The 21,269-nt window shown below is 55.9% G+C and carries 23 protein-coding genes; 9 read left to right on the plus strand and 14 right to left on the minus strand.

Translation table 11 applies throughout. The features are described 5' to 3' along the window. Positions 1-545 precede the first annotated feature (545 nt). Together mgtS and ftrA are read right to left on the minus strand one after the other, a co-directional pair. Positions 546-638, minus strand: coding sequence for a protein MgtS (gene mgtS / locus JKP81_RS11905; protein ID WP_016496180.1), 93 nt, complete (start codon positions 636-638; stop codon positions 546-548). A 109-nt stretch (positions 639-747) separates the two neighbouring features. After that, positions 748-1,752: a transcriptional regulator FtrA gene (ftrA, locus tag JKP81_RS11910; RefSeq protein ID WP_200551899.1), complete on the minus strand. Its 1,005-nt coding sequence runs from the start codon at positions 1,750-1,752 to the stop codon at positions 748-750. A gap of 67 nt (positions 1,753-1,819) precedes the next feature. Between ftrA and JKP81_RS11915 the strand changes: the two genes are divergently transcribed. Further along, positions 1,820-2,233: a rhodanese-like domain-containing protein gene (locus JKP81_RS11915; RefSeq protein WP_200551900.1), complete on the plus strand. Its 414-nt coding sequence runs from the start codon at positions 1,820-1,822 to the stop codon at positions 2,231-2,233. A 181-nt stretch (positions 2,234-2,414) separates the two neighbouring features. Continuing rightward, positions 2,415-3,518 (plus strand): cobalamin-independent methionine synthase II family protein, encoded by a 1,104-nt coding sequence (locus JKP81_RS11920; protein ID WP_200551901.1) that lies wholly within the window; start codon positions 2,415-2,417, stop codon positions 3,516-3,518. 32 nt (positions 3,519-3,550) lie between these two features. Here JKP81_RS11920 and ydeE read toward each other — a convergent pair whose 3' ends face one another. After that, on the minus strand, positions 3,551-4,738 hold the full coding sequence (gene ydeE / locus JKP81_RS11925) for an efflux MFS transporter YdeE (protein WP_200551902.1): 1,188 nt from the start codon (positions 4,736-4,738) through the stop codon (positions 3,551-3,553). Between the two features lie 195 nt (positions 4,739-4,933). Between ydeE and eamA the strand changes: the two genes are divergently transcribed. Continuing rightward, the gene (gene eamA / locus JKP81_RS11930) at positions 4,934-5,827 is read left to right on the plus strand and encodes an O-acetylserine/cysteine exporter (protein ID WP_200551903.1); all 894 of its coding nucleotides are present in this window, start codon (positions 4,934-4,936) and stop codon (positions 5,825-5,827) included. A gap of 35 nt (positions 5,828-5,862) precedes the next feature. Here the strand turns inward: eamA and marB are convergent, their stop codons facing one another. Genes marB through marR form a run of 3 tightly spaced genes read right to left on the minus strand, consistent with a single transcriptional unit; the run spans position 5,863 to position 6,952 of the window. Continuing rightward, positions 5,863-6,078 (minus strand): multiple antibiotic resistance protein MarB, encoded by a 216-nt coding sequence (gene marB, locus JKP81_RS11935; protein ID WP_016496174.1) that lies wholly within the window; start codon positions 6,076-6,078, stop codon positions 5,863-5,865. A 38-nt stretch (positions 6,079-6,116) separates the two neighbouring features. Next, a complete protein-coding gene (marA, locus tag JKP81_RS11940; RefSeq protein WP_016496173.1) occupies positions 6,117-6,497 on the minus strand; it encodes an MDR efflux pump AcrAB transcriptional activator MarA in 381 nt (126 codons plus the stop codon). Between the two features lie 20 nt (positions 6,498-6,517). Beyond that, positions 6,518-6,952: a multiple antibiotic resistance transcriptional regulator MarR gene (gene marR / locus JKP81_RS11945; RefSeq protein WP_016496172.1), complete on the minus strand. Its 435-nt coding sequence runs from the start codon at positions 6,950-6,952 to the stop codon at positions 6,518-6,520. Between the two features lie 240 nt (positions 6,953-7,192). Here marR and JKP81_RS11950 point away from each other — a divergent pair, with 240 nt between their 5' ends. After that, positions 7,193-7,867, plus strand: coding sequence for a MarC family NAAT transporter (locus JKP81_RS11950; protein ID WP_200551904.1), 675 nt, complete (start codon positions 7,193-7,195; stop codon positions 7,865-7,867). Further along, a complete protein-coding gene (locus tag JKP81_RS11955; protein WP_200551905.1) occupies positions 7,867-9,021 on the plus strand; it encodes an alpha/beta fold hydrolase in 1,155 nt (384 codons plus the stop codon). Before JKP81_RS11950 ends, JKP81_RS11955 begins: the two co-directional genes overlap by 1 nt. A gap of 10 nt (positions 9,022-9,031) precedes the next feature. On the opposite strand, the gene JKP81_RS11960 is transcribed toward JKP81_RS11955, so the two are convergent. Further along, positions 9,032-10,234, minus strand: coding sequence for a sugar transporter (locus JKP81_RS11960; protein ID WP_200551906.1), 1,203 nt, complete (start codon positions 10,232-10,234; stop codon positions 9,032-9,034). Between the two features lie 172 nt (positions 10,235-10,406). Here JKP81_RS11960 and JKP81_RS11965 point away from each other — a divergent pair, with 172 nt between their 5' ends. Continuing rightward, positions 10,407-11,198 (plus strand): PhzF family phenazine biosynthesis protein, encoded by a 792-nt coding sequence (locus tag JKP81_RS11965; RefSeq protein ID WP_200551907.1) that lies wholly within the window; start codon positions 10,407-10,409, stop codon positions 11,196-11,198. A 50-nt stretch (positions 11,199-11,248) separates the two neighbouring features. Here the strand turns inward: JKP81_RS11965 and JKP81_RS11970 are convergent, their stop codons facing one another. The 6 genes from JKP81_RS11970 to JKP81_RS11995 all read right to left on the minus strand — a co-directional run bounded on the left by JKP81_RS11970 (position 11,249) and on the right by JKP81_RS11995 (position 17,107). Beyond that, on the minus strand, positions 11,249-11,926 hold the full coding sequence (locus JKP81_RS11970) for an SDR family NAD(P)-dependent oxidoreductase (protein WP_200551908.1): 678 nt from the start codon (positions 11,924-11,926) through the stop codon (positions 11,249-11,251). 1 nt (position 11,927) lies between these two features. Beyond that, complete coding sequence (locus tag JKP81_RS11975; RefSeq protein WP_200551909.1) at positions 11,928-12,398, minus strand: YhcH/YjgK/YiaL family protein; 471 nt, start codon at positions 12,396-12,398, stop codon at positions 11,928-11,930. A 3-nt stretch (positions 12,399-12,401) separates the two neighbouring features. Further along, positions 12,402-13,562 (minus strand): exo-alpha-sialidase, encoded by a 1,161-nt coding sequence (locus JKP81_RS11980; RefSeq protein ID WP_200551910.1) that lies wholly within the window; start codon positions 13,560-13,562, stop codon positions 12,402-12,404. Position 13,563: 1 nt separating this feature from the next. Continuing rightward, positions 13,564-14,988, minus strand: coding sequence for a sodium:solute symporter family protein (locus tag JKP81_RS11985; protein WP_200551911.1), 1,425 nt, complete (start codon positions 14,986-14,988; stop codon positions 13,564-13,566). Between the two features lie 75 nt (positions 14,989-15,063). Then, on the minus strand, positions 15,064-15,948 hold the full coding sequence (locus JKP81_RS11990) for a dihydrodipicolinate synthase family protein (RefSeq protein ID WP_200551912.1): 885 nt from the start codon (positions 15,946-15,948) through the stop codon (positions 15,064-15,066). A 22-nt stretch (positions 15,949-15,970) separates the two neighbouring features. Continuing rightward, on the minus strand, positions 15,971-17,107 hold the full coding sequence (locus JKP81_RS11995) for an iron-containing alcohol dehydrogenase (RefSeq protein ID WP_200551913.1): 1,137 nt from the start codon (positions 17,105-17,107) through the stop codon (positions 15,971-15,973). 174 nt (positions 17,108-17,281) lie between these two features. Between JKP81_RS11995 and JKP81_RS12000 the strand changes: the two genes are divergently transcribed. The 3 genes from JKP81_RS12000 to JKP81_RS12010 are packed head-to-tail and all read left to right on the plus strand — an operon-like array spanning position 17,282 to position 20,271. Beyond that, positions 17,282-18,529, plus strand: coding sequence for a four-carbon acid sugar kinase family protein (locus JKP81_RS12000; protein WP_200551914.1), 1,248 nt, complete (start codon positions 17,282-17,284; stop codon positions 18,527-18,529). After that, entirely contained in the window at positions 18,522-19,508 is a 987-nt protein-coding gene (locus JKP81_RS12005) for a D-threonate 4-phosphate dehydrogenase (protein ID WP_200551915.1), read from the plus strand. The genes JKP81_RS12000 and JKP81_RS12005 overlap by 8 nt, the downstream gene beginning before the upstream one ends. A 1-nt stretch (position 19,509) precedes the next feature. Continuing rightward, a complete protein-coding gene (locus tag JKP81_RS12010) occupies positions 19,510-20,271 on the plus strand; it encodes a DeoR/GlpR family DNA-binding transcription regulator (protein ID WP_200551916.1) in 762 nt (253 codons plus the stop codon). Positions 20,272-20,280: 9 nt separating this feature from the next. Here JKP81_RS12010 and JKP81_RS12015 read toward each other — a convergent pair whose 3' ends face one another. Then, positions 20,281-21,225 (minus strand): L-lactate dehydrogenase, encoded by a 945-nt coding sequence (locus JKP81_RS12015; RefSeq protein WP_200551917.1) that lies wholly within the window; start codon positions 21,223-21,225, stop codon positions 20,281-20,283. Positions 21,226-21,269: the final 44 nt, after the last annotated feature.

Consider the following 21,269-nt stretch of genomic DNA (forward strand, 5'->3'; position numbering starts at 1 on the left):
TTTGGCCACCGCCTTCTTCGTAGTGCGGGTATACAGGATCTGGCTGTAAGTCTTGCGCCACAAACCGAGCAAATGGCCCCGTGAGGTATACGTTGACCCGGGCAGAATGTGGTAAATAAAAACTTTTGGCTGCTGCAAACCGGGCATTTAAATTTGATATTGGGGATAACCCCTCCGGTCTGTGAAATGGTGATCCGACGTTATCACAAACTTTATACGCCGAAAGATATATCTTCTGTAATTTCAATAGCAAAAGAGAATTCTTCACAGGAAAACGTTTCGATGAAACCCGTTTCAGCCATGACGCGAGCGCCGCGCGTTCTGTACTTGTTTAGGTTTTATTGAGGAAAGCAATGCTAGATTGGTTGGTAGTCGTTAACCTGTCGTTTGAGTTAGCGCGTAGAACAATAGCAATCTATCCATGCAAGCATTGACCGCCTTTTAAGGGCGGTTTTTTTTGCCTGTTTGTTTCGGACGAGCAAAAAGAAATGGCCCCTTACGTTTTTTCGCAAGGGGCCATATCGGCGGGGGATTATCAGCGATCATCAGTCATCCCATTTGTGGCTGAAATAAGCAGCAAGGAACCCGGAAAAAACAATAATGCCCAGTACTGCGATAAAAACATGCATATTTGCCATGGTGTCAACTCTCCATTTAATTAACCAACTTGCCTCTCTTACCTTAATTGGTGGCCGCGATGGAGAAAGAATAGCCTGCTTAACCTCAATAAAAGATGAATAGCGTGAATTATTTCGCCGCGGTGCTAAATTTTTTGCGGTATGCCGCCGGGGATATACCACGCTGCTGCTGAAAATGGTGGCGCAGTGAAGCCGCAGTAGCGAATCCGCTGTGCCCGGCAATCAGCTCAATGCTCATTCGTGAATGAATGAGTAAATCCTCAGCCTGGCGTAATCGTTCCTGCAAAATCCAGCGAGCGGGTGTGGTTCCGGTTGTTTCTTCGAAACGGCGCAAAAACGTACGCGGGCTCATGCCCGTCTGTTTAGCCAGTGACGCGACTGTGTGGCTGCCTGCCAGATGTTGATGAAGGAAATCGAACAACTGTCCTAACTGGCGACTTTCACGCGTGCGGGCAACCGGGCGTTGAAGTTGTTGAGTTTGAGATCCATCCCGGTGCGGCTGCACCACCAGCCGCCGGGCGACATTATTCGCGACCTCAATACCGAAATCCTCGCGCACGACATGCAGGCATAAATCGATCCCCGCCGCGCTGCCAGCCGAGGTCATCACATTTCCTTCATCGTAATAGAGAGCGTCATCCAGCACGATAATCGCCGGGTAGGCTTCCCGCAGCATATCCGTATAGCGCCAGTGGGTGGTGGCTTTACGGCCATTGAGCAAACCGGCCGCCGCCAGTACAAACACCCCGGAACAAATAGAAATCACACGGCAGCCGTGCTGCCAGGCCTGATATAACACGCTACATAATGCGGCCGGTACGGGCGTTTGCGCGCCGCGCCAGCCGGGAACCACAACGGTGTCCGCGTTTTCGAGTAGCTCCAGCCCGCCTTCCGCCATCACGCGAATACCGCCCGTCGCCCGCAATTCCCCCTCATCCACGGCGGCAACGGTAAATGTGTACCAGTTATCGCCCAGCTCCGGGCGCGGCAGACCGAAAATCTCCACCGCGACGCCAAATTCAAAGGTGCAAAGCCCATCATAGGCCAGCGCGACCACGCGGTGGCGGGGAGGGGTGTGTCGTGAAGTTGTCATTATCCTGGTGTTATCTGGCATAGAAGGGGGCAGTGAGGTTGTCCTGTGTTGGTTAAATTAGTGTTAACACAAACAAGGAGAAAAGACGATGAGTTATGTATCTGAAGTCCCCGCTGCGTCACCCGAAGAGGCCGCCAGCCATTTCTTCCGCCGCCTGAGTGTCGAAACGGACTGCGCCGATGTCCATCACGCGATCACCCATCACGAGCAGGATTTTGTCTTGTTGCATGTAGTGGGTAGCGCGCAGACTTTTGCCCGCCGTCACCTGCCTGGAGCGTTGCATTTGCCACATAGCATGATGACCGCAGAACGCATGGCCCGCTGGCCTGCGGATACGTTGTTTGTGGTCTATTGCGCCGGACCGCACTGCAATGGTGCCGATCGCGCCGCGCTGAAACTGGCGCGCCTGGGGCTGGCGGTGAAAATCATGATTGGTGGCATCACCGGCTGGGAAGATGAAGGGTATACCTTTGCCAGCGGCGAGAGCGAAGCGGCCTTCTAATCCTTTTCTTCATCTTTCACGGTGCAATGGTGAATTTTTTTCATGTGCCGTGAAATTTTCTCGGTTGCTGCTTTTCCTGCGCTATGACATTTTATTTGGACTTTTAGCCATCCAGAAGTCTAAATTTCAAATAATGAATTATCACGTTGGGAAATCATTCCCCGGCGCAGAGGAGAGTAATATGCAGCGACATCAGGCCCCATTCCGTGCAGACGTAGTCGGCAGTTTCCTGCGCCCGGACGCCATCAAGCAGGCGCGTCAGCAGTTTGCGCAGGGTGAAATCACCGCTCAGCAGTTGCGCCGTGTAGAAGATGACGCGATTCGCCAGGTGGTTGAGCAGCAATGTGCCTGCGGTCTGCATGTTGTTACCGACGGTGAATTTCGCCGCGCATGGTGGCATTTTGACTTCTTCGACGGACTCGAAGGTGTGGAGCGCTACGATTCCGATCAAGGCATTCAGTTTAACGGTGTGCAAACCAAAGCCCACGGCGTGCGTGTCACCGGTAAATTAGGCTTTGGCAATCACCCAATGCTGAAAGATTTTCGCTTCCTCAAAAGCATCAGCGGCACCGCGCAACCGAAGATGACCATTCCCAGCCCAAGCGTGCTGCACTTTCGCGGCGGGCGCAAAGACATTGACGCGACGGTTTATCCGCAGCTTGACGCCTACTTTGACGATCTGGCGACCACCTGGCGCGATGCGATCCAGGCGTTCTATGCCGCAGGCTGCCGCTATCTGCAACTGGATGATACGGTTTGGGCCTATCTCTGCTCTGACGATCAGCGTCGCCAGATCCGCGAACGCGGCGACGATCCCGATGAACTGGCGCGCATTTATGCCCGCGTGATTAACAAGGCGCTGGAAGGTAAACCGGACGATTTAACCATTGGTCTGCATGTGTGCCGCGGTAATTTCCGCTCCACCTGGATCTCCGAAGGCGGTTACGAACCCGTTGCGGAAGTGCTGTTTGGTAGCGTGAATGTTGAGGCGTTCTTCCTCGAATATGACAACGACCGCTCCGGCGATTTCGCCCCGTTGCGTTTTGTCCGTCCGGGCAAACAGCAGGTGGTGCTGGGGCTTATCACTACCAAAAACGGCGAGCTTGAAAACCCGGAAGGGATAAAAGCGCGTATTCAGGAAGCGGCGAAGTTTGTCGATATCAACCAGATTTGCCTTAGCCCACAGTGTGGTTTTGCCTCCACCGAAGAGGGCAACACGCTCACGCCTGCCCAGCAGTGGGACAAAGTGCGGCTGGTAACGAAAATCGCCGAACAGGTATGGTAAATAAAAAACGGCGCTCAGTGCGCCGTTTTTTATTATTGCGCCTGCAATCCGCCGAGCGGCCGTGCCTGCATGCCTTTGAGCATCATCAGCCATGCCACAATGATAGTTACCATCAGGATGACAAACAGTGAGGCCGCGGGCAGCGTGGTCAGGATAACCCCGGTAAGTAACGGGTTCATTGCTGCGCCCAGCCAGCCCAGCGCCTGTGCCGAGAAGTAGGTCGCTTTCATTCCCGCTGGGGCGATGTTATCGATCAACATATATTCACCGGGTGCGTAGATCACTTCTCCCAGCGTAAACACCGCGGCGGAAAGCCCCCAGAACCACAAGTTATCGCCGGATAACATAAAACCAATAAGGCCGATAACGAAACTGACGGTGCCAATTGCCATCGCCGGACGCAGGTTGGAGGAAGTGAGTTTACGGCCCACCGCATACTGCAAGGTGACCACAATGGCGGCGTTGACCGGCAGCACCACGGCCACTACGCGCTCGGCGAACTCGCTACTGGCCACCGTCATCACATATTGTGACAGGCAGGAAGCAAAAGAACCGGCGACAAACGAGGCGAGAAAATTCGATAAAGTAAACCAGCCGAGCGCTTTATCTTTCAGCAACACGGAAGGATCCCACGCTACAGGGCTGTCGAGGCTTTCACCAACCGCAACGCGGCGAACAAACAGCTGAATAAACACCAGCGGAAAGGCCGCACAAATTGCCGCCAGCCAGAACGGCAAGTTAATGCTCTGCATGACCAGCAGCGTGCCAAGCGGCGGGCCGACGGTCCAGCCGACATTAAGCACCGTGTAGTTGAGCGAGAAAATCTTCGCTTTCGCTGCAGGCGCGAGTGTGTCGGCAAAGTAGGCCTTCAGCACGGTGGAAAACACCGAATAAGCGCAGTTAATCAGGGCAAAAAACAGCACCACTAACCCCGCATGGTGTGACAGCGGGATCGCGGCAAAACCGGCAATAAAGGCGACAATCGCCAGTAGCATATAGCGTTTTTTATCGAACTTATCCGCCAGCATGCCGAAGCCGAGGCTGAACACCACGCCGATAGTCAGCGCAATCGACATCGCGTAACCGACCTGATCGACCGACATCCCGTACTGGCGATTCAGGTAGATAGTCATAAACGGCAGCGTGGCGCCGCGGCCAATGGTTAATAAAAGTGAAGATGCCAGTAACGCGGCGGTGGAGCGTGTTTGCTTGATGGTCATGTTCCTGCCCGACATGCTGTTGTTATATTTTTTTGTGATGTATACAGCTTTAACATGCATAAAGTGTGATGTACAACCGCAGTTTTGTCGGGAAATGCCCAAACTGACCTACCTGAATTAATGATCTGTCGCTGTACAATTTTTTGCGTTAACGTAAATTTTTTACAAAAGTTTAAAAAACAAAAAGGGCGAAGAATGACGCGTAAAGATGTCCTGCTGGCGATGCTGGTAGTGGTAGCGTGGGGGCTGAATTTTGTGGTGATCAAAGTGGGCCTGCACAACATGCCGCCGTTAATGCTGGCCGGGTTACGCTTTGTGCTGGTGGCCTTTCCGGCCATTCTGTTCGTTGCTCGTCCAAAAGTGCCGCTGCGTTTGTTGCTCGGTTACGGCCTGACGATCAGCTTCGGGCAGTTCGCTTTTCTATTTTGCGCCATCAAGTTTGGCATGCCCGCAGGGCTGGCGTCGCTGGTGTTACAGGCGCAGGCGTTTTTCACCATCATTCTCGGTGCAGGCGTGTTTGGTGAACGTTTACAGATAAAACAACTGGTTGGCATCACGCTTGCGGTGCTGGGCGTGCTGGTGCTGATCGAGTCCAGCCTGAACGGCCAGCATGTTCCGTTGCTGGGGTTCCTGTTGACGCTGGCGGGCGCGTTTAGCTGGGCCTGCGGCAATATCTTCAACAAAAAAATCATGCAGCATAGCTCGCGTCCGGCGATCATGTCGCTGGTGGTATGGAGCGCGCTGATTCCGATTGTGCCGTTTATGGTCGCCTCGTTGATTTTCGACGGCCCGGCGCTGATGCTGCAAAGCGTGGTCAGTATTGATTTCACTACGCTGTTGTCGCTGGTCTATCTGGCGTTTGTCGCCACCATTCTGGGATATGGCATCTGGGGAACGCTGCTGGGTCGCTACGAAACCTGGCGTGTTGCGCCGCTGTCGCTACTGGTGCCGGTGGTCGGCATGGCGAGTGCTGCGTTACTGCTGGGTGAGACGCTATCGGCGCTACAACTGGTGGGTGCTGTGCTGGTGATGGCGGGGCTGTATATTAATGTGTTTGGTTTTCGTCTGCGCCGGGCGGTGCAGGCATAAGCAAAAAAAGCCCCGCATTATGCGGGGCAAGACGTTTAGCTGCGCTGATGGTAATACGGCACACCTAATGCGTCGGATTTGTCGCTACCCACGCCCATATGGTTAAAATCAAAAGGCGATGTTTGCTGGGCGGTGGGTAAAATCATCGCGTCACGGTTGTTCTGCTGTGCGGGATGATTAACTTGCTCCGCATAACTCTGGCCGGATAACAGCACCATCAGGGTGACAGCGGCACAGGCGATACGTTTCATACTTTCCTCGATACGTCTTTTTACTGCAGGCGATTAAATTAACAAGCGTGATTCAGCGGGAACAGGTACCGGGACTCTGCCGGGATATCCGTCACGCGGAATTTATGCGGCGGCACGTCGAAATAGTTCTTAAACGTGCGCGTTAAGGTTTGTTGCGATTCAAACCCGTAACGCTCTGCCAGATACAGGATCGGCTCATTACTTCCCTTGAGCTTTTGCGCAATTTCCGTCAGCTTGCGGCTGCGAATGTACTGGCCCAGCGAATGACCAGTCTCTTTTTTAAACATCCGTTGCAGGTGCCACTTGGAGTAACCAGAACGCTCTGACACTTTTTCCAGCGACAGCGGCGATTCCAGGTTGTCCTCGATCCAGTCCAAAATGCTATGAATAGTGATAGCGTCAGTATTGCGTCTGGACATCGTCATACCTCTTTGTTTTTTTACGGCAAAATTTTCTTGAGCAAATACTCAAGGGTTGCCACTTCTTCTGTCGTTAAGTTTTTTGTTAATTCCTGGTGCAGGTTATGCCCTACTAATTGATGACATTGCTCACACAGCGCCGCGCCTTCGGCGGTTAACCGCACCAGCACGCCGCGCTTGTCATTCGGATTCGGATTACGTTCGATCCAGCCTTTGCACACCAGTCTGTCCAGCATGCGGGTCAGGGCGCCGAGATCGACAGAAAGCACCTTTTTCAGTTCTACCGGGGTGATACACACTTCGCAGCGGATAGAGCAGAGCACCTTAAACTGAGTGGCGGTGATATCCAGCGGCGACAGGTAATCGTTAAGTAAACGATCTTTTTTCTGGTTAACCATGTGGATCAAGCGGCCAAGAGGAATGATGTCGTTAAATAGATCATTCGTGCTTTTCACAATGGTTGCCCCGGCAAGTAGATTAGTCACGGCAGATATTATTGCTCAGGCAAATATAAGTCAACCGAATGAATCCACGATGCCACTATTTGCTAAAACGTTTCACGTCTGGAAAAAATCCAATCGTAACGCACTGAAAGTAATCATTTAATCAAGACGCGCCCTGTGCCTGGGCATGCCATTGCCGCCGCGTTATGGCTATACTGGCGGGGTTTTGACCTTGCAAGGAGTGACCGTCAGATGCTGGAACTATTTAAAGCCATTGGCCTTGGGCTGGTGGTATTGCTACCGCTGGCAAACCCGTTGACCACCGTAGCGCTGTTTTTAGGGCTGGCGGGCAATATGAATAGCGCCCAACGTAACCAGCAGGCGCGGATGGCCTCGATCTACGTCTTCATTATTATGATGGTGGCGTATTACGCTGGTCAGGTGGTGATGAACACCTTCGGCATCTCCATTCCGGGGTTGCGTATTGCCGGTGGGTTGATCGTCGCCTTTATCGGTTTTCGCATGCTGTTTCCGGCGCAAAAACCGCATCAGGCGCCAGAAGTGAAAAGCAAGTCAGAAGAGCTGGAAGAGGAGCCCGGCGCCAATATCGCCTTTGTGCCGCTGGCCATGCCGAGCACCGCCGGTCCCGGCACCATCGCCATGATCATCAGTTCCGCCTCAACCATTCGCCACGGCGCTGAGTTTCCTGAGTGGGTCATCACCGTTGCGCCAACGCTGATTTTTGCCATTGTGGCGCTGATATTATGGGTAAGCCTGCGCAGTTCCGGGGCGATCATGCGGCTGGTGGGCAAGGGCGGTATAGAGGCCATCTCGCGGCTGATGGGCTTTCTGCTGGTCTGTATGGGCGTACAATTTATCATTAATGGCGTGCTGGAAATCATCACCACTTTTCATGCCGAAGCCTGATGCGTACATTTCTCTCGTGGCTGGTCGTGGCGCTGGTTGCGCTAACCGGCTGTCAGCAGCGCCCCGGCGCTCAACCGCCGCTGGCGCAAAAAAGCTTTACGGCATATCAACAGCAAACGCGTGATTTTGTCGCCGCGCACCGGGCGTTTCAGACGCTGGATAAAGCGAGCGAACTGCGGCTCAACACGCCACAGGAGTGGCGTCCGGCGAAGCCTGCGCATAAAGGCATTTTGCTGATCCACGGGCTGGGCGACGGGCCAGGATCGTTTGTGGATATTGCCTCCGAACTGGCAAAACAGGGCTTTCTGGTGCGCACCGTGCTGTTACCAGGCCACGGTACGCGGCCTGCGGATCTGCTGGATGTCGATGTTTCGCAGTGGCGAGAAGTGGTGCGCGAGCAGGCGGATATTCTGGGCAAAGAAGTCGATGCCCTTTGGCTCGGCGGTTTTTCCACCGGCGGAAATCTGGCGCTGGAATATGCGATGGCGCATGACAACGTGCAGGGGCTGCTGCTGTTTTCCCCGGCATTCAAATCCAGCACCAGTTATGATTTTCTCGCCCCGACGGTAGCGCTGTTTCGCGACTGGTTGCGCCCGCCGAGCGCCGTTTTTCCGCAGCAAATCGCCACCCGCTACTTACGCGTACCGACCAACGGTTTCGCCCAGTTCTGGCGCACCAGCGCCAGCGCGCAGCGGCTGCTTGCGCGTAAACCGTGGACAAAACCGGTGCTGCTGGTATTAACCGAACACGATTCGGTGCTCAACACGCGCTGGATCCTCGATCAATTCGATCGCAGTTTCACCAACCCGGCCAGCCGCCTGATTTGGTACGGCACACCGCCACCAGAAGCCGCAAAAATGTCCCGCTTACGGGTAAAAACAGATTATCTGCCGCAGGATCGCATCAGCCAGTTTTCTCATATGTCAGTGCTCTTTTCGCCTCGTAATCCGCTGTACGGACGCAAAGGCAGCGTGCTGCTCTGCGCGAATGGTCAGTCAGAAGAGGCGGCAAAGCGCTGTCTGGCGGGGGAAGAGGTGTGGTATTCAGACTGGGGACTGGTCGAGGCGAACAAAATTCATGCCCGCCTGACCTGGAACCCGTGGTTTGACTGGCAAACCACAATAATGGATGAGGTTGTCGCTGCCGCGCAGTAACCGGCGCGGTTTACACGTGGCCAGCGTGGGTTTGCTCTTCCAGTTTCACCGGCCAGCGGCGGAAAATCACCACCGCCCATATCAGCGCAGCAATCGCCGGGATCGCCCCGGCGTACCCGATGACGTTCATCGACCAGTGCAGGCTTATCTGGTTGCCGACCAGCGCACCCGCGCCGATACCAATGTTAAAAATGCCCGAAAACAGTGACATCGCCACATCGGTAGCATCCGGCGCCAGCGCCAGCACTTTTACCTGCATACCCAGGCCGATAATCATAATCGCGATGCCCCATACCACGCTCAGCACTGCCAGATGCATTTCGCTACCGGAAGCGGGCAGCATCATCACCAGTGAAATCACCAGCAGACCAATCGCGCCGCACACCAGGCCAGAGGCGTGCTGGTTCCCCAGCTTGCCGAACAGCACGCTACCAATAATCCCGGCGCCGCCAAGCACTAACAGCAGCAGGGTGGCGAAATTGGCGCTAAAGCCCGCCACATTTTGCACGAACGGCTCAATGTAGCTGTAAGCCGTGTAATGCGCGGTAACCACCACGACGGTGAGCAAATAAATGCACATCAGCGCCGGGCGACGGAACAGCACCGGCAGGCTTTTCAGCGAACCCGAATGTTCGCTCGGCAGCGCGGGCAGCAGTTTCACCAGGCACACCAGCGTCACCAGCGCGCCCATACCGATGGCGAAAAAGGTGGTACGCCAGCCGAAATATTGCCCGACGATACGGCCAATCGGCAGCCCGAGCACCATCGCCAGTGCGGTACCGGTGGCGAGCAGGCTCAATGCCTGCGCACCTTTCCCGGCAGGCGCGAGGCGAATAGCCAACGAGGCGGTAATCGACCAGAAAATCGCATGGGCGAAAGCAATGCCAATGCGGCTTATGACCAGTACCTCGAAGCTCCATGCGAGGAACGACAACACATGACTGGCGATAAACAGCACAAAGAGCGCAATCAACAACTTGCGGCGCTCAATTTGGCTGGTCAGCAGCATAAAGGGCAGCGACATTAACGCCACCACCCAGGCATAGATGGTCAACATGATCCCCACCTGCGCGGTTTCCATGTCGAAGCTCTGCGCGATATCCGACAGCAAACCCACAGGCACGAATTCGGTGGTGTTGAAAATAAATGCGGCGACAGCAAGCGTCACGACCCGCAGCCACGCGACTTTTCGTGAAACGGTATTGGTAGTCATAAGGGTATTTGGGGTTGGTTGGCGAAAAGAAGAGGCCACGATCTTACTGCCTTTGCTGGCGAAAATACAAACATTTTGTGATGTAGATCTCACTTTTTATTCGTGTGGAAAATACCTGTTGCAACGTTTCCGAATAGCGCTCAAAAACAGAAGACGAAAAAGAGGAAACGCTATGCAAACCATCGATTTTTATATGGTCGACGCCTTCAGCGACCGCACTTTTGGCGGTAATGCCGCCGCCGTCTGCCCCCTGACCGAATGGTTAGCCGATGATGTGCTGCTGCGCATGGCGCAGCAGCATAACCAGTCCGAAACTGCCTTCTTCGTGCGTAACGACAGCGGTTTTGAGCTGCGCTGGTTCACCACCCAAGATGAGATCAATCTCTGCGGCCATGCGACTCTCGCCGCTGCGCACGTGATCTTTGAATATCTCGATTACCCGGATACCGAAATTCTGTTCACCACCCGCTTTGTCGGTGAACTGAAAGTGAGCCGCAATGGCGACTGGCTGACGCTGGATTTCCCGGCCTGGTCGACGGAAACGGTAAGCGAGGTTCCGGCGCTGCTGCTGAAAACGCTCGGCATTGAACGCGCAAAAGAAGTGCGTGTGGCGCGGGATTATCTGGTGGTGCTGGAAAATCAGGCGCAGGTAGAAGCCTTAACGCCGGATATCGCGGCAATGAAACCGCTTGGCAAGATGGTCTGCGTGACCGCGCCCGGTGAGAACGTTGATTTTGTCAGCCGCTTCTTCTGCCCGGGTGAAGCGGTGGCGGAAGATCCGGTGACCGGTTCGGCGCACAGCATGCTGATCCCGTACTGGGGCGAAAAACTGGGTAAAAACAGCCTGCAGGCGCGGCAGGTTTCCGCGCGCGGCGGCGATTTACGCTGTGAATGGCGCGGCGATCGCGTGCTGATTGGCGGCCAGGCAACGCTCTATCTGTTGGGCAAAGTGTTCCTACGTTAAAAGCCGCCCGGCAGTCGCGCCGGGCGAATCTTTTACTGCACTGCGCGACATCACTTCAGCGACGCACCGCCGCATATCACTAGCTCCTGCCCGGTGATGGCGGCCGCATCCGGCGATAAGACAAAATTCACCAGCGCTGCCACTTCCTGCGGCGTAATTAAGCGGCCAATCGGCGGCACATTCGGCGGCGAGCTTTCCCGCCCCGCCGCGCTGAGCATCGGCGTCTGTGTTGCTCCTGGTGCCACAACATTGGCGGTGATGCCGCGCGGTGCCAGTTCCGCCGCCCAGCTTCTGACCATCCCCACCAGCGCCGCTTTGGTGGCGACATACTGCGAGCGGCCCGCCGCGCCGCGCGAGGTGCGGCTGCCAATCACCACAATTCGGCCACCTTGCGACATCTGGGGCGCAAAATGGTTGACCAGCGTTTCTGCCGCCTGCACATGCAGCTGCCACAGACGCTCGCTGGCCATGGGATCGAGTTCACCAAGCGGTGCGGCGGCCATTATTCCTGCTGCATGGACCAGCGCCTGCGGCGTCGGCAGAGTGGCTATTACCCGGCGCAACGCCTCGCTGTCGCCGAGATCGACCTGCACACTGCGAAACGCCGGGTTAGCTCGCGTTACCGGCGAGCGGGATAAACCGGTCACCTGCCAGCCTTGCGCCAGCAGCTTATCGACAATGGCTTCGCCAATACCGGAACTGGCACCGGTTACTACGGCATGCGACATCTCAGACCTCCAGCCGTGCGCGCGGCACTTTGAACACCGCTTTGCGCACCGTCATGGGCGCATCGACAGCGCACAGCGCCTGGTGCGGTTCGCCGGGCAAAAAGACGGCGAAATCCCCGGCGCGCAAAGTTACGCTAACCGGTAAAAGCGCGTGTGTGGTGATGTAGAGATCCGGTTTGCGCTGCTCATCCTCTTCCCGCGCGGCGTAGCGCATTCCAGCGTTGATCATTTCCTCACCGGCCAGTACCACCTGAATATCGGCCCACAGGGCGTGATATTCCGTGTGACGCTGCGCCTGCGGTTGCGTGTTTGCCGGGCCGATGGTGCAAAACCAATCGGCATTTTCTGGCTGCCAGCGCCCGTCATCCCGCGCCTGTAACGCCGCCAGCGAACAGTGCGGTAAAGCAAGTATCTCGCGAAGCGGGAAGGGTAACCCTGCCAGCGGCAGGGCGTTAAGGTTGCCCACAATCATCGGTTACTCCTTTACCCAGTCCGGTGCGATGCGCACATATTTAATCGCCTGGCGAAAATAGGTATAGGCGATATGCAGCTTGCCGTCCGCGCCCTGTTTGATGCTCGGATAGGAGAACTCGCGGTTGAGTTTTTCCTGCGAATTATTGGTCATGCAGTAGCCGTCGCCCTCATCCAGGTGACGCTGCCACGGCCAGCTTTTACCGCCATCCGGCGAGATTGCCACCGTCATCGGCGCGCGCGGTGCGCCCCAGAACGCGCTGCGCCCGCTGGTCACCGTCGGCTCTTTACGCCCGTCACCGTCGTCAATTTCATCGTACAGCGAAGCGCGGCGTTCGCTGGCTCCGGCGGCGCTCATGTGATTGAACACCAGCGCCAGCGCGCCATCAGCAAGCGTTGTCACCTGAATCGATGAGTTGTTGTTTGGCAATGTCGTCGGTTCCGGCACCGACCAGCTTTCGCCGCCGTCGGTCGACTGGCTGTAGTAAATGTTGTCCGCCCAGCGGCTGCGAAACAGCGCCACCAGTTGTCCGCCTGGCAGCGCGGTGATGTTCATATGCACACAGCCGAGGCTCTGAGGTACGTCAACATCGCGCCAGCTTTTACCCTGATCGGATGAGATTTTCACCGCGCTGATGTCGTCATTGCCGACCCATTTTTCACCTGGCTGGGTGCGGCAATAAAACACCGGTAACAGCCAGTTGCCATTGTCCAGCACGGTGATTGGCTGGCGGATAAAGGTGCCAGGTTTGTCGAGCAAGGTTTTAATGTCACCCCAGCTGGCACCAAAATCATGCGACTGGCGATAGCGCACAATCGCCGTGTCCTGGTTGCCGGAGATCTGCGCGGTCCACAGCAGCCACAGCACGTTGTTCGGGGCGAGGAACAGCACCGGGTTTTGCTCTGAACGTGTCGGATCGTCCGAGAGTTTTACCGCCTCGCTCCAGGCGCAGGCACCGGGTGCCAGCCGCGAACTCCATACCGAAATATCCGCCACGCCTTCCTGTGAACCGCCAAACCAGACGCACATCAACGTGCCATCCGGCAGTGGCAGAATATTGGCCGCGTGGTTTTGCGGGCAGGGCGACGGCAGCATTGCCGTCACAACCTGAGCGTCTTGTGCTTGCGGGCGTAAAACACCATCGCGATTTACCGTTACGGACATATCAAACTCCATTGTTGCGAACAGGGGGGGGCGCGTTATTTACCGATTTTTGTACCGCTTTATTCGGGATAAAACGGTCCAGCACCATCACCACGGCCGGGGTCACCAGCGCGATATACATATTGTTAATACCAAACGGGTCGCCGAGCAGATACCACACCGAGGTCACCACACAGGCGGCGATCAAACCGGCGTTGGCACCGTGCGCGCTTTTGAAGAACGGGGCATAGAAGGCGATCACCGCGACCACAGAGATAGAGAGGCGGATGGCGCGAGTAAAGAAGGAGAGTTTCAGCACTTCCGGCACCAGTAGCACGAAAATCAGCGGCAGGAAACCAATCAGCAGCGACAACCAGCGAGTGGCTTTAAACTCTTGTTCCGGCGTAGGTTTGCGGTACGGCACGTAGAAATCTTTCACCACCAGCGAGGCGATGGCCAGCGCAACGGTACTGACGCTGACAAAGATCGACGCAACGAGTGACGTTGTCACTAGTCCGGCAACCCATGGGTTCATGTCCTGTAAAAAAATCGGCATCGCGTACAGGCTGTTGATCTCCGGGTGCAGGTATTTCGCCGCCACGCCAATCACCGCAATGGCCAGCGCAATCGGCAAACAGAAGAAGAAGGCGACCCAGGTGGAACGCTTCGCCGATTTCACATCTTTGGTCGAACAAATCGCCTGAATCACGAACTGAGTACAGAAGATGGAACCAATAGTGCCAATCAGCCAGGCAAAAATGGTGCTCGCACCGAAGTTACCGTCCCAGGTCCAGTAGTATTTCGGCATGCTTTCGATCATCGGTGTGAAACCGCCGGTTTTCGACAGGGCAAAACCCATGATCGCCAGAATGCCGAAATATTTTAGCGCGCTGTGCAGCAGCGTTACCCACGCCACGCCTTTCATGCCGCCAAAGGCGAAATAAAAGGTACTGACAACCGCGGTGATAAACGCCGCCACCGGCAGGTTCACTTTTAGCACCGTCGAAATGGCCGCCGCGCCGCTCACGTAGTTGCCAACGTTAACCAGCAGCAGGGCGTAAATCATGATAATCGAGATAATATTTTTGGTGCTGTTGCCATATTTTTCGGCGATCGCGCCAGAGATTGTGATTTTCCCGGTGTTATAGATGCGTTTGACCAGCAGCAGGCCAAACAGCGGGAAACCAATCGCCGCGCCGATAACCGACCACGACGCGGCAAAACCGTCTTCGAAAGCGGCCTGGGCGGTGCCTACCGTGGATTTCGCGCCAATGTATTCGGACATCAACAAAATCCCGACGATAAAGGCGGGCATCGCGCGCGAGCCTTCCATAAAATCGCCGGTGTTCTTGCTTCGTAAGCGAAACGTCAGCCAGGTGGTGAACAGAATATACGCCACCACAATGCCAACGATTATCAGGGTATCTTGAGCAGTAAAGGTGTTCATCTTTGCCTCTCTTCAGGGCGAGTGAATCCTGAGCGCCGCAGGCGCCCGGTTTTCTTATGACGACTAATCCCGCTATCAGTGAAGGTACTGGGTCACTATCTGGCGGATCTGTTGATGTTGTTGTTCGCTAAACGTGACAGCGTAACGGCTGTCGCCAACGTCGTATCCCATGATGTGTAACGCTTTTTTCACCGCAGCCGGAGAGAACGCGACGCGGTAGAGATCGGTGCGCAGCCCGGTAACGTTCTCCTGTGCCGCACGGGAACCGTCGATATCCCCGGCCTTGAAGCGCGACCAGATAGCGTTGATCGCCTGTGGCGCGACGTTTGCCAGACCGGAAATACAGGCCGAACAGCCGTCAACAAACCCCTGATGGATTAACGAATCCGGGCCGTTCAGTACGTCAAAATTTTCGCAATCCTTCACCGCCTGCAAAAAACCGCTCAGGCTTTCATAGCTGCCCGCGCTGTCTTTGATGCCGATGATGTTCGGGTGCGCCGCCAGCGTGCGGGCGGTTTGCGGTTCAATGGTGTTACCGGTGCGCGCCGGGATGTTGTAGAGAAAGATCGGAACGCTTAACGCATCCGCCACGGCGGTGTAATGGGCAATCAACTCATCTTGTTTCAGCGGCACAAAATAGGGCGTGATAACCGATACCGCATCAACACCCAGTTTTTCAATCTGCTTACCCAGACGAATGGTGTCGCGCGTGGCGATCTCGCCGATATGCGCCACCACGGGCATACGCCCGGCAACTTCATCGACGCAGGTCGCGGTGACGGCCACTTTTTCCTGCTCATTCAGCACGAAGAATTCGCCGTTGGTACCACCGCAAAAAATGCCGTTTCCGGCTGCCAACTGGCGGTTGATCTGCTGTTTGAGCGCCTGCGGGTTAACTTCTCCGTCAGCGTCAAAAGGCGTCACGATGGCGGTCAGCACGCCATTAATCTGCTTACTCATGACTCACTCCCTCGAATTGGGGTTAAAACAGCGTCTGATAAATGGCCTGCACGTCCTGGTGGCTGATGGTGCATGGGGCGTTATTCATCAGGCGCTTCACATTTAGCGCGGCGTCGCTCAGCGCCGGGACATCCTCGCGCGGCACGCCGAGCGCCTCGAGGTTGTCGGGCAGGTTCAGGCGTTTTACCAGCGCGGCAAACCACGCCACCAGCGCATGCGATTTCGCTTCCGCACTCAGCGTGGTGTCGGCGTCAGGCACCAGATCCCACACCTGGGCAAATTTCTCTACCGCGTGCGGGCGTACCACTTTCATACATGGCGCGAGCAGAATGGCGTTCGCCACACCGTGCGGCAGGTGATATTTGCCACCGAGCGGATACGAAAGTGCATGCACCAGATGGGTTCCGGCATGGGTGATCGCCGCGCCGCCATAATAAGAGGCCCACAGCATCTCCAGCCTGGCGGTCAGGTTGTACGGTTCATTGACTGCCGTTTCGATATTGCGCAGCAATTTGCCTAAACCGATCAGCGCCACGTTGTCACTCACCGGGTTGGCGATGGTGGCGGTAAAGCACTCAATCAAATGGCACAGGGCATCAATGCCGGTAGAAGAAGCGATGTGCGCAGGCATGCTGGTGGTCAGCTCCGGCAGCAACGCCACGTAATCCGGCAGCATCACCGGTGAAATAATGCCGATTTTGGTGTCCTGCTCTGGAATAGCGAGAATGGCGTTGGGTGTGGCTTCCGAGCCGGTACCGGCGGTGGCGGGGATCAGCAGCGAAGCAACGCGGTCAGTCGGTTTTTCTCCCGCCAGCAGCGCGTCCAGCCCCGGTGATGCCGGGTGGCATAACACCGACAGCAGTTTGGCGACATCCAGCACGCTGCCGCCGCCAATACCCACGACCAGATCCACGGCGGTGTCGTGCAGGTTCTGCAGGATATTCGCCACATCGTGCTGGCTGGGTTCGGGCGGAACATTATCAATGAGTTGCACGCGGCGACCATTCGTCTCCAGCAATGCGCGGATCTGCTGGGTGGCGGCCAGTTTGATAATGTTGCCGTCGCTGACCAGTAACACTTTCTCTTTACCCGCAAGCAGTGGTGCAATCGCCGGGATTGCCCCCGCGCCGCTTATCAGGGTGCTGTTAATCGTTACCACAACCTTCTCCTGTCTTTGTTATGGTGATTGAACTCAATCATCTTTTATCCATCACCGTCACTACATGGCCTAAATTTATAATTTATTCGCAAACTGAATAAGTTGATCTTGCTCACATATAATCAATCATGATTGAATATAATCATATCCAGTGCATAATGACCCGGAGAAGGGATGAACGAACAACGCGTGGACAAACAGGTGGTGATGCTGGCCGATGATTTTACCGGCGCGAATGATGCGGGTGTCAGCCTGGCGCAAACCGGAATGCAGGTGGATGTCGCGTTAACGACGCCGTTTGTAAGTACGGCGCAGGCGATCATTTTTAACAGCGACAGCCGGGCGCTGAGTGTGAGCGAGGCAAGGGCGTGCGTCACGGCATTCACCAACGAAATAACCGCACGCTACAACCCCGGCTGGCTGGTGAAAAAAATCGACTCAACGTTGCGCGGCAATGTCGGCGCGGAAGTCGCGGCGATGAGGCAAGCCTGCAACGCGGCAGCGGTGATCATTGCCCCGGCGTTTCCGACAGCCGGGCGCATCACCCGTAATGGCCAGTGCCATGTAAATGGCGAACTGCTCACGCAAACCGAGTTTGCCAGCGATCCGAAAACGCCGGTGACCAGCGCCGATATCGGCGCACTGCTGGCAGCCCACAACACTGCAGAGTGTCGCTATGTGCAGCCTGCGCAACTGGCAAATGCACTCGCAGAGGCTACGCCAGATGCGCCGTTGCTGCTGGTGGTGGATGCGCAAAGCGATGAAGATCTTGATGCAATCATCGCTCAGGCGGCAGACGCTGCCACAACGCCGCTGCTGGTCGGCTCTGCCGGATTATGCGACGCGCTGGCGCGCAGGCTGGCGGCCGAAAAGCCGCATGCGGTGCTGGCGGTGATCGGCTCAATGAGTGAAATCGCTCAACAGCAGGTGGCGCGCGTCGCTCAGCAACCAAACGTGGAGCATCTGCTGATTGATATCGACACGGTGTTTAGCGCCGCACAACCTGCGTATCGCCAGACAATTGTTGCCGCGCTGGCACAGGGGAAACACTGCATTGTCCACACCTGCCCGGATGAACAGGCGCGCCATCAGATAGCCGCACTTTGTGCGCGGCTGGGCGTAAGCCGCAGCGAGTTGGGCGAGCGTATCTGCACGTTTCTGGCGCAACTCACTTGTGACGTTTTGCGCGAGGTGACGCCCGCAGCGCTTTATCTCTCCGGCGGGGATGTGGCGGTGGCGGTCGCACAGGCGTTAGGAGCAACAAGTTTTCGTATCCAGGGACGCGCCGCAGGGTGCGTACCGTGGGGTTATTTTTCAGGTTGCGAATGGCAACGACCGGTGATGACCAAAGCGGGTGGCTTTGGTGACGAAACTACCTTGCTTAAGGTTCTGTATTTTATCGAGGAGAAATCGAGTGACTAATATCATTGCTGTAACGATGGGCGACCCGGCGGGTATTGGCCCGGAAATTATTATTAAATCGCTGGTCGAGGGAGAGTTATCCGGTGCGCCGGTAGTGGTGGTGGGCTGTGCGCAAACCTTGCAACGTATTCTGGCGCTCAATATCACGCCGCATGCCGAACTGAAAGTGGTTGAGCAGGTGGCGGACGCACGTTTTGCCCCCGGCATCATTAACGTCATTGACGAACCGCTGGCCGATCCCGCCGGGTTGCAACCGGGCGTGGTGCAGGCGCAGGCGGGGGATCTGGCCTATCGCTGTGTGAAACGCGCGACCGAACTGGCGATGAAAGGCGAAGTGAAAGCCATTGCCACCGCACCGCTGAATAAAGAGGCGCTGCACTTAGCCGGGCACCATTATCCGGGGCATACCGAACTGCTGGCGCACCTGACCGACAGCAAAGATTACGCCATGGTGCTGTATACCGATAAGCTGAAAGTCATCCATATCACCACCCATATCGCGCTGCGAAAATTTCTCGATACGCTTAATCAGGATCGGGTGAAAACGGTGATTCGCGTTGCCGATACGTTCCTGCGTCGCGTTGGCTATGACAACCCGCGCATTGCGGTGGCGGGCGTCAATCCGCACGCCGGGGAAAATGGTCTGTTTGGCGATGAAGAGATCAAGATTGTCGGCCCGGCGGTTCAAGCGATGAAAGCTGAAGGGCTGAACGTTAGCGGGCCGTGTCCGCCGGATACGGTGTTTATGCAGTGCCATGAAGGGATGTATGACATGGTGGTGGCGATGTACCACGACCAGGGACATATTCCGTTAAAATTGCTGGGCTTTTACGATGGCGTTAATATCACCGCGGGTTTGCCGTTTATTCGCACCTCTGCGGATCACGGCACCGCATTTGATATTGCCTGGCGCGGAAAAGCGAAAGCGGAAAGCATGGCGGTATCCATTCAGTTAGCGATGCAAATTACACGGGAATAATATGAAGGGATATAACCGGTTAGAGCAGATCATGGACTACCTGAAAGGGCATAATCTGGTGACGGTAGATCAACTCGTGGCCGCCACGGACGCGTCACCAGCCACCATTCGCCGCGACCTGATTAAGCTCGATCAGGAAGGGGTGATCAGCCGTACGCACGGCGGCGTCACGCTGAACCGGTTTATCCCCTCGCAGCCCACCACCAGCGAGAAAATGCAGCGCAACCTGGCGGAGAAACACGCCATTGCCTGTGCGGCGGCAGCGCTGGTGAAAGCGGGCGACGCCATTGTGCTCGATGCCGGCACGACAATGATTGAGCTGGCACGCCAGTTGACGCACTTGCCGCTGCGGGTGATCACCAGCGATCTGCACATTGCGCTGTTTCTTTCGGAATTCAAACAGATAGAAGTGACGATCATCGGCGGGCGCATTGATGATTCCAGCCAGTCCTGCATTGGTGAGCACGGGCGTAAATTGCTGCAAAATATCTGGCCGGATCTGGCGTTTGTCAGCTGTAACGGCTGGGATTTGCAGCGCGGCATCACCGCGCCGACCGAGGAGAAAGCGGCGCTGAAACACGATTTGATCGTCAATGCACAACGCCGGGTGTTGCTGGCAGACAGCAGTAAATACGGTGCGTGGTCGCTGTTTAACGTGGCGAATCTCGATTCGCTGACCGATATCATTACCGATACGCAGCTTAGCCCCGAGATCCGCCAGCAGCTTGCCACTTTGCCTGGCCGGTTAACCTTTGCCGGTTAACGGTGTCAGTTAGGGCAAGCGGGCGATATTCGCTTTAATTACCTCTGCGGAGTGGTTGAATTTCGCCACTTCGTCACCTTCCAGTTGCAGTTCAATAATCTGTTGAACGCCGTTTTGCGCCAGCACGGCCGGCACGCCAATCGCCACGTCGCTGACGCCATACTCCCCGTCCAGAATGCAGGAGATTGCCAGCGCGCGGTGGCTGCCGGTGAAGATATTGCGGCAGATCTCGGCGATAGTGCCGGCGATGCCGTACTCCGTACAGCCTTTACGGGCGTAAATCTCAAAGCCGTGGCGGCGCACTTTGTCCGCCAGTGCGTCGACATCCAGCCGCTGGCCGGTTTTGCGCCGGTAAACATCGACAATGGGCGAACCGTACACCGACGAGTGTGACCACACCGGGAACTGGGTGTCGCCATGCTCGCCGAGGATAAACGCATCGATACTTTGCGCGCCAATATCCAGCGCCTGGGCCAGCGCGCGGCGTAAGCGAGTGGTATCCAGCCAGACGCCGGTGCCAATCACCTGGTTGCGCGGAAGCCCGGAAAGTTTCCACACCTGCCAGGTAATGATGTCGCACGGATTGGTCGCCACCAGGAAAATGCCGTTAAAGCCGTTTGCCATCATAGCCGGCACAATATTTTTAACGATCCGCGCGGTGTTGGTCAGCTCATCAAGACGCGTTTGCCCTGGCTTTAACGCGCCGCCGGAAACGGTGATCACCGCAATATCCACGTCCGCGCACTCTTCAACCGGGCGGGTGGAAATGGTCATCATACCGGGCATATACGCGGCGGCATCCGCCAGATCCTGGGCGTGGCCTTCTACACGTTGCTGGTCTAAATCCACCAGAATTAACTCTTCACAAATGTTCTGGTTCAGCAGGGCATAAGCAGCAGATGCGCCGACATTGCCTGTGCCGATAATCATCACTTTCCGGGCTTTGGTATTCATGAATATTCCATTTTCTGCATCATATGTTGCGTAAGGTACAACCT

The sequence above is a fragment of the Kosakonia sp. LAM2021 genome, from assembly GCF_016620385.1.
GTDB lineage: Bacteria > Pseudomonadota > Gammaproteobacteria > Enterobacterales > Enterobacteriaceae > Kosakonia > Kosakonia sacchari.